We start from the raw sequence: 13,571 nt of genomic DNA, 5'->3' as shown, positions 1-13,571 counted from the left end.
GCATCAATCGCCTCAAGCGGTTCCGTCGGTTCGCTACTCGCTACGAAAAGACCGCCCGCAACTACCTCGCCATGGCGCTGATCGCCTGTATCCTCATCTGGATCGGGGTTTGAAAACAGGCCCTAGTAGCTCCGCCAGGAGCTTGCACCCGTCTTCGATCGGCATACCCGCTACGTGGGACGTATGATTTCCGAGATAGAGGGCTCTCTCGCCGGTCTCGGGATGCGTACGGACGAGTGGGTGCACAACAGGCGGCGCCTTGCGCTTCTCTTCCTCCGTTGCAGGCCGACTGTTTGAGTTGATTCGTGACTGCTCCCAACTGTGCACGACACGGAGTGCCTCGATATGCGCCTTCATCGCATCGGATAGCGTTTGATAAGCAGCGGCCAGGTTCGCGAACATCGTATCACCACCCGACCTCGGTAGCCTCACCGCATAGAGCAATGTCGTCGAAGATGGCCGCTTCATGTACGAAGCGTCCGTATGCCAAAAGTAGTTGCCCTTATTCTCGATGTCCTCGAGCGACTGCGGCCGGCCAGATGGCCCGAGATTGTTGACGACATGCAGCTCCGGATAATCGATCCCCAGATAGTCCTTGTTGACCGGCAGCTCGAATTCCCCGAAGCGGCGACTGAATGCAATCTGCGCAGCCTTGCTTAGCTTCTGATCGCGAAAGGCAAGGAGATGATGCTGCCTGTATGCCGAAGCGATCTCGTCTGTTTGCGCGCCCGTCAATGGCTCGGCGAGGTCCAGTCCATGCACCTCGGCGCCCAATGCCGGTGACAGCGATGTGATCGACACTTCTTGGCTTTCCATGTCGCCTTCTCCCCGCTTTCAGATCACTTTCAACGCCTTCAATCTGGCAATCTCCTCGTCGCCGAGGCCTAGCCATTCTCTGTAGATCTCGGCGTTGTGCGAGCCGAGCTCCGGTCCCAGATGATCCAACCGGCCGGGCGTATCGGAGAGCTTCGGCACTACCGCCGGCGCAGCGAATGCGCCGGCACGCGTCTGGTCCATGCGCTGGATGTTGCCGCGGGCGGCGTACTGCGGGTCATCGAAAATGTCCTTGATGTTGTAGAGGAGGCCGCAGGCCATCTCGGCGGTCTCGCAGCGTTCCAGGACCTCTGCTGCGGTGAGGCCGCCCGTCCACGCTGAGACAATGCCGTTGACCTCCGAGCGCCGGAGATCGCGTTGCCGCATTGTCGCGTATCGCGGGTCTCGGCCGAGCTCTGGTTTGCTCATGGCCACGCACAGGCGTTCGAACATCTTGTCGCTGGAACAGGCAATGGCGACCCAACGGCCATCGCGGGTAAGGTAATGGCTGTGCGGTACGATATTCACGGTGTCTGCGCCCATCGGCTCGCGAACGAAGCCGCTCTTGCCGAAGGACGGCACCAACTCGTCCATCATGCGGAAGATCGGCTCATACAAACCGAGATCGATGACTTGACCCGCGCCCGTGCGATCCTTGACACGCAGCGCCATCAGGACGCCGATAGCGCCGTAGAGGCCGGATGTATAGTCAGCAAGGGAGGTCGACCCGGGGATCACCGGCGTCCGGTCCGGCTCGCGCGCCAGATAGGCGAGGCCACTGAAGGCGTGGGCGATCCGCGCGTAGCCTGGCTTTTCTCGATACGGGCCGGTTTGGCCGTACGCGCTGACGCGCAGCATCACCAGACCCGGATTGATCTGACGCAGAGCCTCGTATCCGATGCCCCAGCGCTCAAGTGTGCCAGGTCGAAAGTTCTCAAGCACGACGTCGGCCTTTTCGACCAGCCTCCGGAACAGCGCCACGCCCTCCGGCGTGCGAAGGTCGAGGGTGATCGACTTCTTGTTGCGCGCTTCGCTCAGCCATACGAGCGAGTCGCCGCACTCGCTCTCAGTGCCCCACCCGCGCAGCGGGTCGCCCATGCCGGGCTGCTCAACCTTGACCACATCAGCGCCGAACTCGGCCATGATTGCGCCGCAGAACGGGGCGGCAATAAACGTCGCGATATCTAGAACACGAATACCGTCGAGCGGCCTCGGCCGCCTTTCCGCGCCGGTCATGCTGTCGCCCTCCCTTCAAGTTCGGCTATCGCATCGGCACGCCGCAAGATGTTCTCGGCAAGCTTGATGTGGGCCATGTCGAACAGCTCACCGTTGACACCGGTCGCGCCGTGTCCTTCGGACGTCGCCTTGCGCATTGCCTCGATCGCCCGACGTGCCCAGGCGATCCGATCGGACGACGGCGTGAAGACCTCGTTGGTGATTGGAATCTGCGCCGGATGGATTGCCCATTTTCCTTCGAAGCCCAGCGCGCGCGAGCGCAATGCGGAGGCGCGGTAGCCGTCGGGATCGGCGTAGTTGGTATAGGGCCCATCGATGGGCCGCAGGCCGAAGGCGCGACAGGTCGAGGCAACGCGGGCTAGGGCGTAGTGCCATTGGTCGTTGAAGGCGCGGCGCCTGCTCCCCGCGTCGTCGGGATCGGTCAGGACGGCGTAGTCCGCGTTGAAGGCGCCGACAATGAGATCAGGCGTCTCCATGCTGACGATGAAGTCGCCCACCCCGAAGATCAGCGCCTCAAGGCGCGCGACAGCGCCGGCGATCGCCCGAATGTTGGCCAGCCCCATGGCTGTCTCGATGAGCGCCTCGAGCCCGATCGGCGTGGCGCGTCGCGTCGCTGCTTCGATGCCGGCAAGCAGCGTGTCCACGAATTCAACGTCCCGCGCTCCCTGGACCTTGGGGAGGAGAACCATGTCCAAGCGCGGGCATCGTTCGGCCACTTCAACGACGTCACGATAACCCCATTCGGTATCCAGACCGTTGACGCGCACGACCATGGTTTTTCGCCCCCAGTCGATGTCGTTGAGGGCTTCGACCACAACCTGTCGGGCGCGCGTCTTTTCGGCGGGCGCCACCGCATCCTCAAGATCGAGGAAAATCACGTCGGCAGCGCTCTGTCGTGCCTTTTCGAAAAATCGTTCCGACGTCGCCGGAACTGCGAGTTCCGAGCGCTGGATACGGGCGGGTCGAGGGGGATGTTGGTCGGTCATGCGTCCTCAGTCTTGAAGCAGATATCCGGTAGACATAAAATCGCGATTATTAAGATTATTGATCGGCAAAGATGATCAATCTCAACACCCGCTGCATCCAGGCTTTCCTTGCGGTGGCCGACTGCGGCAGCTTTCGTCGGGCGGCCGAGATCCTCAACAGATCGCAATCGGCCATCAGCGCTCAGATCCAGCAGGTTGAACAAGAGTTTTCTATCTCGCTGCTGAACCGAACAACACGCTCCGTGAGCCTGACCGACGCCGGACGCCGGCTTGCCATCCGTTGCCGCAACATCGTGGCCGACCTGGATGCGGTAGCGCAGGAGCTGCGCGAAGAAGTGCAGATAAGACGCGGACGGGTGACGATCGGCTGTTCGCCGTCCATTTCCACGAACCGACTGCCGCCGATCATCGCGGAGTTCAGGTCCCGCTATCCGGGCATCGCGGTGTCGGTGAAGGAGGACTTCGCGAGGGAGATGTACGAGAGGTTGCGCAACGGCGAAGTCGACTTCGCACTGGGCCCGAGGCTCGAGGGCCTGAACGACTTTGCTTTCGAGCATATCCTGGACGATCCCCTGGTTGCGGTCCTGCCACCCGACTTTCCGCTCAGGCGGCGCCGCGATGTCCGGTTCGAGGATGTAATGCACCTGCCGCAGCTATCGATGCCCAAGGCAACGGCGACGCGGCAAGTCGTCGATGGTCTGTTTCACGAACGCGGAGCAGTCCACAGTCCCGCATTCGAGGTAACGCAGCAGCAGACGCTGTTCACAATGGTCGAGGCCGGGCTCGGTATGACCATCATGCCGCTGATCAGCGTGCCTCGCGGCAGGCAGCGTCGCTTCCAGGTCGCGCGGCTCACGCGGCCCAAAGTCAATCGCGATGTCTCTGCTGTCACCCAGCGCGGCGCAAGGCTGTCACCGCCGTCCACGACATGTCTGGATTTGGTCATAAGCCGGTTGCGAGCGCACGACGACGAGTTGGGATGATCACTCGGGGTCGATGCCGGCGCCGCGGATGACTTCGCCCAGGATCTTCGACTGTTCGGCCTGGAAACGCGCCAAGCCATCGGGCGCCGTGGTAAATCCAACCAGCCCGGTGCTCGCAAAATAGCGCTTGGCGGCCTCGCCCCTGGCCGCTTCGACCAGGATCTTGTTCAGCTTGCCCACGATCGGCGCTGGCGACCCGGCAGGCAGATAGGCAGCAAACCAGTAGCTGTTCTCGTAGCCCTTGACGCCCGCCTCATCGAAGGTTGGTACGTCTGGCGCAAGCGGCGAACGCATGGGGCCGGTATAGGCCAGCGCTCTTAGAGCGCCTGCCTTGATCTGAGGAAGGCCTGTCGCGGAGTCTGTGATCATGAGGTCTATGTGGCCGGCGACCAGGTCGTTCACGGCCAGAGGATTTCCCTTGTAGGCAACATAGACGAGCTTGATGCCGGCCATCTGGGCGAAGAGCTCGACCGATACTCGGCTGGAGGCGCCACCTGCGCCGTACGTCAATGTCCCCGGTGCCCGCTTCGCCATCTCGATAAGATCACCGAGGGTCCTGGCCGGAGACTTTGGATGGACAACGAGGAATGACCATCCCCGCGCGAGAGCGGAAACGGGCTCGAAGTCCTTGACTGGATCATACGGCAGCTTCTTGTACAGCCAGGGATTGGCGGCGTGGGTCGTGTGCGTGCCGAACAGGATGCTGTGGCCATCCGGAGATGATTTGGCAACGTTCTCAGCAGCGATGATGCCATTGGCGCCAGGCCGGTTGTCGACGATGACGTTCTGCCCGGTCTGCTTGGCGATCCCTTCGCCAACCGCGCGGGCGAGGCCATCCGTTGCGCTCCCCGCACCGAACGGCACGACGACACGCAATGGCTTGTCCGGATAGTCTTGGGCGTGGCCGGCGAAGAGGGGAGCAGCCAGCAGGGCAACGGCTAGACAGCTCCTCACCAACGCTACAAAAGCGGAGTACATCGGTTTCCTCGATTCCCTTTCACGCGGGATTATCGCCCGGACCGAAGACGGCGATAATCAGGAATATCTGTATGATTGTCCTGTGTTGCTGATCACTCATGGGCATAGGCAGGCATCGAATTCTGACGGTCTCGTCGCGGCAACGCCGGCGCTCAGGAGGTGAAATTCAGTTGCGACTCGCCTTCCATCGATTGTCGATACTGGAATGAGCCGATTCACCGAGCTGGGAACTCATGCGGCCGCCTGCTCCGCAGGCACGGCTCCACTTCACTTCCGCTTCACCACATTGAGCGTGCGCAGCGCCGCTTCGAGCTGCGTCGCCGCGAACGGCTTGGGCAGATAGGCGATCCGCGGGTCGGCGCCATAGCGGTCGCGCCACACATGCTCCTCGCCGCCGCTTGAGATGACGATCGACAAGGCCGGGTAGAGAACGCGCAGCTCGTCGACCAGGCTGCCGTCGCTTCGATCCGGCAAGCCGATATCGACGATCGCCGCGTCGATGCCGCCGGGCAGCAGGCTGAGCTTGCTGAGCGCCTGCGCTGCCGTGCCCGCGGCATCGACATCGAAGCCGAGCTCCTGCAGGCTGTCGACCAGCAGCATCTGCACCAGCATCTCGTCCTCGACGACGAGGATGCGCCCGGTCGCCGGCCGCGCCACGAGCAGGTCCTGCAGCTTCGCCGCCAGCATCGCGTAGGTGAACGGCTTGGTGATGAGCTGCACGCCCGGATCGAGGCGTCCGTCATGCACGATGGCGTTGCGGGCATAGCCGGTCGTGAACAGCACCTTCAGATCGCCGCGCAGCTGCCGCGCGGCGTCGGCGAGCTGGCGCCCGTTCATGCCGTCGGGAAGCCCGACATCCGTGAACAGCAGGTCGATCCGCGGGTGGCGCTCGATCAGACGCAGCGCTGCCTTGCCGCTGGCCGCTTCCAGGACGCGGTAGCCCAGCTCGCGCAGGATGCCCGTCGTATGCGTGCGCACGTCGTCGTCGTCCTCGACCACCAGGATCGTCTCGTGGCGTGTGGCGCCGGGCGCGTCGCGGACCGGCTCGGCCACGGCCGCGCTCTCGGTCGCGTGCTGGCGCGGCATGTAGATCTTGACGGTCGTCCCCTCACCGAGCTCGCTGTAGATCTTCACATGGCCGCCGGACTGCTTGACGAAGCCGTAGACCTGCGACAGCCCCAGGCCGGTGCCGTGGCCGACATCCTTGGTCGTGAAGAACGGCTCGAAGGCGCGGTTGAGCGCGTCGCGGGACATGCCCACGCCGTTGTCCGTGATGGCGATCACGACGTACTGCCCGGGAACGACCTCGGCAAAGGCGGCGGAATAGGCCTCGTCGAGGAACGCATTGGCTGTCTCGATCGTCAGCTTGCCGCCGCCGGGCAGCGCATCGCGGGCGTTGACGGCGATGTTGAGGATCGCCAGCTCGAGCTGGTTGGGATCGGCATGGATGCTCCACAGGCCGCCGGCGAGAACTGTCTCGACGGCGATCTGCTCGCCGATCGTCCGCCGCAGCAGATCGGACATGCCGGCAACCAGGCGGCCGACATCGACCGGCCGCGGATCCAGCGGCTGCTGGCGCGAGAAGGCGAGCAGACGCTGCGTCAGCGTCGTCGCCCGCTGCGCGCCACGCATGGCCTGGCTCGCCGCACGCTCCAGGGCCGCGACATTGCATGTGGGATCGCGCAGCTGGCGCTGCAGCGTCTCGAGGTTGCCCGCGATCACCGTGAGCAGGTTGTTGAAGTCGTGCGCGACGCCGCCGGTGAGCTGACCGATGCTCTCCATCTTCTGCGCCTGGCGCAGCGCATCTTCCACCCGCAGCCGCTCGCCGGCTTCGATCCTGAGCTGCTCGTTGGCCGCAAAGAGCTCGGCGGTGCGCTCGGCGACCTTGCGTTCCAGAGAGCGCTCGCTCTCGCGCAGAGCCTCCTCCGTGCGTCGGCGCTGCTCGATTTCCTGCTGGGCGGAGCGGTAGAGCCGTGCCTTGTCGATCGTGATGCCGGCCTGGGTTGCGATGCCGGCGATCAGGCGCTCCGCGCGCTCATCGAATATGTTCGGCTCGGGATGCCCGAGGAACAGGCCGCCGATCACCTCCCGCGTCTGCGACGTCACCGGCACGGCGAGATAGCTGCGGACCGGCAGATGCCCCTTGGGCATGCCGCGATAGGGCTGGTTGCGGCCGAACCGCGGATCGCGGGTGATATCCGGCGATCGCACGATGCGTTCACCGCGGAAGGTCGGCCCGAAGACGGCCGTGTTGCGCGGCATGGGAAAACGCGCGAAGTCATCGCGCGACGCGCCCGACAGCGTGTAGAGCGTGTACGCCTCGCCGGCGGCGTTGACGACATTGTAGAAGAATGCCCCGAACGCGGCGCCGCACAGCTCCGTGGCGGCATCGGTCACGATCTGCACGGCACGTTCGAGATCGAGCTCGGCGGCGATCGCCGTGCCCGTGCTGTTGAGCCTTTCCAGGGTCCGCGCCTCCTCCAGCAGCGCCCGCGTGCTTTGCTTGCGGATCAGCGCCAGGCGCAGGTTGACCTCGACACGCGCCAACAGCTCCCGGGCCGAGAAAGGCTTGGTGATGTAGTCGTCGGCGCCGCCGGCGAGGCCCGCGATCTTCGCCTCCTCGCCGGCGCGGGCCGACAGCAGCAGCACGGGCGTGTCGCGCAGGGACGCGTCGCGTCGCAGCGCATCCAGAAGCCCGAAGCCGTCCAGCTTGGGCATCATGATATCCGACAGGACGAGATCGGGCTTCAGGCGCTGGGCGGCGGCCAGCGCCGCCCAGCCGTCGGCGACAGCCTCGACCTTGAAGCCGGCCGTGCGCAGCAGACGCTGCACGTAGCGGCGCATGTCGGCGTTGTCGTCGGCCAGCAGCACAAGCCGCTCCTCGGCGCCCGGGATGGCGCGCACGTCGGCGAGATCTTCCGCCGTCGCGGGCAACGGCATGTCCCCCGCAGCCGCCGGCTCGGCTGACAGCCACCCCAGGACCTCGTCGACATAGGCCTGGGCACGCAGCCCGGTCGAGGCGGCGGCACGTGCGTCGTCCACGTGATCCGCCGGCAGATGCGCGCTGCCCAGGGGTATGGAAACGGTGAAGACGCTGCCCTGGCCCACGGCGCTGCCGATGCCGATGCTGCCGCCGTGCAGCTCCACCAGCTCCTGGACCAGCGCCAGGCCGATGCCGCTGCCCTCGTACGAACGGCCGCGCGCGCCCTCGACGCGGCGGAACCGCTCGAACAGTGTCAGCTGATCCGCCGCTGCGATCCCGATGCCGGTATCCCGCACCGTGAGCTCGGCACGCGTGCCGTCCGCGGACGGCTTCACGGCGACGGTGATGCCGCCTTCGAAGGTGAACTTGAAGGCGTTCGAGATCAGGTTGAGGACGATCTTCTCCCACATGTCGCTGTCGACATGGACGGGCTGCGGCAATGGCGGGCAGTCGACGGTGAAGCGCAGGCCCGCCCGCTGCGTCGCCGACGTGAAGCTGGATGCCAGCTCCGCCGTGAACGCCGGCAGGTCGACGGGAGCGAACCGGGCCTGCATGCGGCCCGCCTCGATGCGCGAAAAATCCAGCAGCGTGTTGACCAGCTTCAGCAGGCGCGTGGCATTGCGGTGCGCCGTCTCCAGCAACGCGCGCGTCACGTCCGGGACGCCGCCGGCCGGCTGCGCCAGCACCTCCTCGAGCGGCGCCATCATCAGGGTCAAGGGCGTGCGGAACTCGTGGCTGATGTTGGAGAAGAACGTCGTCTTGGCCCGGTCGAGCTCGTCGAGCGCCTCGGCCCGCTGGCGCTCTTCCTCGTAGGCGCCGGCGCGCGCGATCGCACTTGCGATCTGGCCCGCGGCCAGTGTCAGGAACGCCCGATAGCCATCATCGAAGAGCCGGTAAGGATTGAGGCCGACCACCAGCACGCCGGCGCGCCCCGTGTCGCCGATCGCCGGCAGAGGCAGAAGCGCCGCCTGCTTAGGCGGCAGCGACCAGGCCCCGGCGGAAAAGCCGCTGCCGAAACGCCCTTCGAGGTCCGTGATCACCTGGACCTGCTGCGTGCGCAGCACCTCGGCGAAGGGCAGCGCCCCGGCGGTGTCGGTGCACACCGCCGGCCGCGCCGCCGGGTGGGAAAGGTCGATGCCCGTCGCGGCGGCGCGCGTGACGTCGTCGCTGCCGGGCTCGACCATGTAGATGAGCGCAAAGGGCAGATCTCGCGGGTTGCTGCCCAAGGCGCCGATGCAGCGTTCCCAGCATTCCTGCCACGTGCGGGCATGGGCGGCGCTCGTGGCCAGGTCCCGCAGCAGGTTCATCTGGCGCTCGGATATCACGCGCTGCGTGTCGTCGGTATTGGCGCAGATGATGCCGCCGACGCCGCCATGGTCGTCCGGCACCGGACTGTATGAGAACGTGTAGTGGGTCTCTTCCGGGTAGCCGTTGCGCTCCATGATCAGGAGCTGCTGCTCGACATAGATGCCCTCGTCGCCCTGCAGCGCGGTCGCCAGCAGGGGACCGATCTCGTCCCAGATCTCGCGCCAGACGATGTTGGTGGGCTGCCCCATGGCCAGCGGGTGCCGGCCGCCGATGATCGGCTTGTAGGCGTCGTTGTACAGGAACGTCAGCGCCTGGCCCCACCCGATCCAGATCGGCTGGCGCGAGGTCAGCATGATGCGGACGGCGGTCTTGAGGCTCTGCGGCCACGATCGCGGATTGCCCAGCGGCGTCGTCGACCAGTCGAAGGCGCGCATGAGCGCGCCCATCTCGCCACCTCCGCCCAGGAATTCCGGGGCGCCGACGGTCGAAGCGGCGGCAGCGCCAGTCGACGGGTTCATGAGCCTGCCCGCGCGAAGCAAACACAAACCAGACACTAGGTGATGGCCCCCGTCTCCGAAAGGGCGCGCAAGCGGGGATGGCGGGTTTTCGATACGTCCCGCGACCTCGCCGTCGCGGTCGGACCTGCGGCGTTCCCGGGTCTGGCCGTCCCGGCACGAGACAGGGCGACCGCCCATGGCCCCGACCTCACGTCGAGGAGCCCGCGACCGCGGAAGTGTCGCCTTTCGACCACCTTCCCCCGCAAGCGGGGGAAGGTGGCGCGAAGCGCCGGATGGGGGATGCTTCAACGGAAGCGGTGCATCCCATCGAGCACCCACGCCGTTGCAGCACCCCCCATCCGCCCTTCGGGCACCTTCCCCCGCAAGCGGGGGAAGGTAGAAAGCATTGCCGACCGTCCGCGCCCTGGGCCGCAGAGCCTCCTGATACCCGCTACCAGCCCAGGTCGCGGCGCAGGCGCGCTACCGTCTCGAGCTGGCGCTCGGGATCGCCCGCGAAGCGCAGCACCAGGTGGCTGGCGCCGGCGTCGGCGTAGGCCTTGAGCCAGTCGGCCGCGCCGGCCGCCGGCCCGGCGTAGCACATCTGCCGCTTGCGCATCGTGTCCGGCCGCATGCCGTAGTATTGCTCGAGGAAGGTGTTGATCGTCGCCTCGGCGCGGGCGCCGTCCTCGTCGATCGCGAGCGTCAGGTACATGGCGCCGGTGAGCGCCGCCGGATCACGGCCGGCGGCACGCGCCGCCGCCTGCACCTCCTGCCACTGGCCGTCATACGCCGCGGCTGTCGGCGCGTTGGGAAACCAGCCATCGTAAAGCCTGCCGGCCCGCGCCCGCGCTGCCGCCACCGAGCCGCCGATCCAGACCGGCGGACCGCCCGGCCGGTGCGGCGTCGGGCCCAGCACGCCGGCCTTCACCGTCCAGCGCCCGTCCCAGTCCACCTTCTGGCCGCTCCACAGCGCGCGGGCCAGCGCCAGGCCTTCGACCAGCCGCCCCACCCGCTTGTCGAACGGCACACCGGCGGCCTCGAACTCGGCGCGGATGTTGGGCACGTCGGTGGCGATCCCGACGCCCAGGATCAGCCGCCCCTCGGCCAGGCGGTCGAGCGTGGCCACCTGCTGCGCCAGCACGACGGGATTGCGCAGCGCCGGCAGCAGCACCGCGGTGCCGAGCGCGACCGAGCGCGTGCGCGCCGTGACCGCGGCCAGCAATGTCAGCGGATCATGCCGCGGCCGCGCCAGCAGCGAGTCGCCGACCCACACGGAATCGAAGCCCAGCGCCTCGGCCCGCTCGGCCAGCGCCAGCAGCGGCGCCGTCTCGTGGCGCCCGACCATGATCTGCTCGCGGGTCGGCAGGAGGTATCCCAATCGCGGCATCGGCGTTCTCTCCGTTTCAAGCCGGTGATCGTTGGCGACTCGGGTACGGCAACGTGCCCTGGAAACCCAGTGAAAAAATAAATTGACGTGAACGTTCACTCATATCAATGTTCGATCTCTCGTTCGCGTCGGGTTTCGAGCATCACAGACGTCCTGGCGCCCAGTGCATCGTGCATCGCGCCCTGCCGTCATGACGATCCACACGAGGAGGACTTCACCATGGCTACCCGGGACAAGGTCCTGAGCCTGCTTCGCGGGCCGGTTGTCTCCCGCATCCGCTTCACGTTTCCGTTCGCGGCCGGCACCGTCACGATCGCCCCGCAATCGTTTCATCGGGTCGCGACCGCGATCGAGGCGGGCACGGTAAGCTTGCAGGTTACGAACACGTTCCCGCCGGGCGTGGGCGGACAATACATTTCCGGCACGCCCAACACGCTGCAGGTCGCGCCGCTGGTGGGCCGCACCGAGGAAGGGCTGCTGCTGCACGAGTGCACGCACGCCATCTTCGATCTCACCAAGACCCAGGTCACCGACAACGAGGACGAGGCCGCGGCCTATGTCGTCGATGCCCTCTATTTCCGCATGACCGGCCTGAGGCGGTCGCGCTGGAATGCCGAGCCGCATGCGACGGCCGGCGGCGTGGCCGATGACCTGCTGCGGCAATACCAGGCCGGGAAGGTCCGGATCCCGCCCGTCGACACCGGCCTGTGGGCCACGTTGCGGCGAACGGTGATGCTGGACCCGCTCTATATCGCCGGAACCTCCGGCATCCTGGGCGTCCTGTTCGGCACCGGCACCGGACACGACGGCTGACCTGCGATCACGTGCGCCCGTCGGCGTCGAGGACGGCGCGCACCGCATCGGGCGCCTCGTGGAAATCGACCCCGGCGCGCTCGAGCTGCAGCAGCATGGCCACGCGCGAGTCGCGGTGGTCCCAGCCGCGCCCGCGGGCCTCGGTCAGCTCCTGCAGCGCGAGGTTGACCATGCGCATCGGCACCCCGACCTCCTGGCCGAGCTGGACGGCCAGCGACACATCCTTGTGCGCCAGGCGCAAGGCGAAGGACGGCGGGTCGTAGCGGTTCACCAGGAACTGGTCGGCCAGCATGTCGAAGGTGCGGATGCGGCCGCGGGCGCCCTGCCGTACCGCCTCGAACAGCGCCAGCGGCTCGACGCCGGCCTTGGCCCCGACGGAGAAGACCTCCGCCAGGGCGCATTGGATCGCATAGCCGGCCGCGTTGTGCACCAGCTTGGCGATCGAGCCGGCACCGATCGGGCCGATATAGCGGACCTGGTCACCCATGGCGTCGAGCACCTTGCGGTGCTGCTCGAACACGGCGCGATCGCCGCCGACCCAGATCGCGCAGCGGCCCGACTGGGCGCCCTTGGGGCCGCCGCTCACCGGCGCATCGAGGAAGTGCAGGCCGCGCCTGGCGAAGTCGGCGTGCAGCTGGCGCACGACCGCGGGCGCATTGGTCGACAGGTCGAACACCGCGCTGCCCGGCTGCAAGCCGTCGGCGAGCGCCTGGGCCACAGCGGTGACCTCCGGCGGTCCGGGCAGCGAGGTCAGCACGACGGCGCAGCGCTCGGCCAGCTGGCGCGGGCTGTCGGCCCAGGCAGCACCCGCCGCCAGGTGCGGCTCGGCGTATTGGCGATGCAGGTCATGGACCACCAGGTCATAGCCCGCCTTCTGCACATTGCGCGCGAAGCTGCCGCCCATCGTGCCCAGGCCGATAAAGCCTATCTTGCTCATCTCGCGTTTTCCTCAATGTGTCTTGTGGCGATCCCGCTGTCCTTGGGTCCACCCTTCCCCCAGCATAGTCCAGCGGGCGTTGCGCTTTGGCAAAGCCGCTATGCAGCCGCCGTCGCCGCCGCCTCGGGAATCGGGCAAGGTGTCCGCCGCACACGAGGCGAGGCATGTCCGAAGGCAGCAGGATTGGCGAATGGGCCCGGCGCCTGAAGCGCGACACATTGATGGTTTGGCTGGCCGCGCGCGATCCCCGGGTGCCGTGGTACGTGAAGGGACTCGCGCTGTGCGTCGCCGGCTACGCGCTCAGCCCGATCGACCTCATCCCGGATTTCATTCCGGTCCTGGGTCTGCTGGACGACCTGATCCTCATCCCGCTGGGCATCTGGCTCGTGGTTCGGCTGATTCCCGCCCCGCTCGCCCTCGAGCTGCGCCAGCGGGCGGCGGAGCGGCTGGCACGGCAGCGGCCGGTATCCGTCTGGGGTGCCGTGGCGATCGCCCTGATCTGGGCCGCCGCGATCGGCGTCGCCGGCTGGGCGATATGGGGTTGAAGGCAGGCGATCGCATATGGCCTCGGCGGACCTATCACACGCTGGGGGGCGCGCCATATGCGATCGCCCCAGTACCGGCTATCGGTGGAAGGTGAATCGTGACTG

Annotated in this window: 9 protein-coding genes and 3 pseudogenes; 3 read left to right on the top strand and 9 right to left on the bottom strand. The window is 66.6% G+C overall.

The window, feature by feature from the left end; genetic code table 11:
- Nucleotides 1-93: 93 nt before the first annotated feature.
- From FHP25_RS27375 to FHP25_RS27365, 3 genes are read right to left on the bottom strand one after another with little or no spacing between them, the layout of a single operon-like run.
- Nucleotides 94-816 (bottom strand): TauD/TfdA dioxygenase family protein, encoded by a 723-nt coding sequence (locus FHP25_RS27375; RefSeq protein WP_147850158.1) that lies wholly within the window; start codon nucleotides 814-816, stop codon nucleotides 94-96.
- A gap of 18 nt (nucleotides 817-834) precedes the next feature.
- The gene (locus FHP25_RS27370; protein ID WP_147850157.1) at nucleotides 835-2,049 is read right to left on the bottom strand and encodes a CaiB/BaiF CoA transferase family protein; all 1,215 of its coding nucleotides are present in this window, start codon (nucleotides 2,047-2,049) and stop codon (nucleotides 835-837) included.
- Entirely contained in the window at nucleotides 2,046-3,035 is a 990-nt protein-coding gene (locus FHP25_RS27365) for an HpcH/HpaI aldolase/citrate lyase family protein (protein WP_147850156.1), read from the bottom strand. The genes FHP25_RS27370 and FHP25_RS27365 overlap by 4 nt, the downstream gene beginning before the upstream one ends.
- A 71-nt stretch (nucleotides 3,036-3,106) precedes the next feature.
- Here FHP25_RS27365 and FHP25_RS27360 point away from each other — a divergent pair, with 71 nt between their 5' ends.
- Entirely contained in the window at nucleotides 3,107-4,018 is a 912-nt protein-coding gene (locus tag FHP25_RS27360) for a LysR family transcriptional regulator (protein WP_147850155.1), read from the top strand.
- Here FHP25_RS27360 and FHP25_RS27355 read toward each other — a convergent pair whose 3' ends face one another.
- The 5 genes and pseudogenes from FHP25_RS27355 to FHP25_RS27345 form a co-directional block, all read right to left on the bottom strand.
- Complete coding sequence (locus FHP25_RS27355) at nucleotides 4,019-4,996, bottom strand: Bug family tripartite tricarboxylate transporter substrate binding protein (RefSeq protein ID WP_147850154.1); 978 nt, start codon at nucleotides 4,994-4,996, stop codon at nucleotides 4,019-4,021. It lies immediately after the preceding gene.
- 267 nt (nucleotides 4,997-5,263) lie between these two features.
- Nucleotides 5,264-7,408 (bottom strand): annotated as a pseudogene (locus FHP25_RS42700) (response regulator); the annotation flags it as partial.
- Nucleotides 7,409-7,516: 108 nt separating this feature from the next.
- Nucleotides 7,517-7,855 (bottom strand): annotated as a pseudogene (locus FHP25_RS42695) (response regulator transcription factor); the annotation flags it as partial.
- A gap of 222 nt (nucleotides 7,856-8,077) precedes the next feature.
- Nucleotides 8,078-9,163 (bottom strand): annotated as a pseudogene (locus FHP25_RS42690) (sensor histidine kinase); the annotation flags it as partial.
- A gap of 1,072 nt (nucleotides 9,164-10,235) precedes the next feature.
- On the bottom strand, nucleotides 10,236-11,171 hold the full coding sequence (locus FHP25_RS27345) for an LLM class flavin-dependent oxidoreductase (protein ID WP_147850153.1): 936 nt from the start codon (nucleotides 11,169-11,171) through the stop codon (nucleotides 10,236-10,238).
- 219 nt (nucleotides 11,172-11,390) lie between these two features.
- Here FHP25_RS27345 and FHP25_RS27340 point away from each other — a divergent pair, with 219 nt between their 5' ends.
- The gene (locus FHP25_RS27340; protein ID WP_218578627.1) at nucleotides 11,391-11,984 is read left to right on the top strand and encodes a hypothetical protein; all 594 of its coding nucleotides are present in this window, start codon (nucleotides 11,391-11,393) and stop codon (nucleotides 11,982-11,984) included.
- Nucleotides 11,985-11,991: 7 nt separating this feature from the next.
- On the opposite strand, the gene FHP25_RS27335 is transcribed toward FHP25_RS27340, so the two are convergent.
- Nucleotides 11,992-12,921 (bottom strand): NAD(P)-dependent oxidoreductase, encoded by a 930-nt coding sequence (locus tag FHP25_RS27335; RefSeq protein WP_147850152.1) that lies wholly within the window; start codon nucleotides 12,919-12,921, stop codon nucleotides 11,992-11,994.
- 164 nt (nucleotides 12,922-13,085) lie between these two features.
- On the opposite strand from FHP25_RS27335, the gene FHP25_RS27330 reads away from it, so the two are divergent.
- Complete coding sequence (locus FHP25_RS27330; RefSeq protein WP_147850151.1) at nucleotides 13,086-13,466, top strand: YkvA family protein; 381 nt, start codon at nucleotides 13,086-13,088, stop codon at nucleotides 13,464-13,466.
- Nucleotides 13,467-13,571 lie beyond the last annotated feature (105 nt).

It is taken from the genome of Vineibacter terrae, assembly GCF_008039615.1.
GTDB classification, from domain to species: Bacteria; Pseudomonadota; Alphaproteobacteria; order Reyranellales; family Reyranellaceae; genus Vineibacter; species Vineibacter terrae.
Note: the sequence above shows the minus strand (reverse complement) of the source record. Positions and strands in the feature narration are given on the sequence as shown.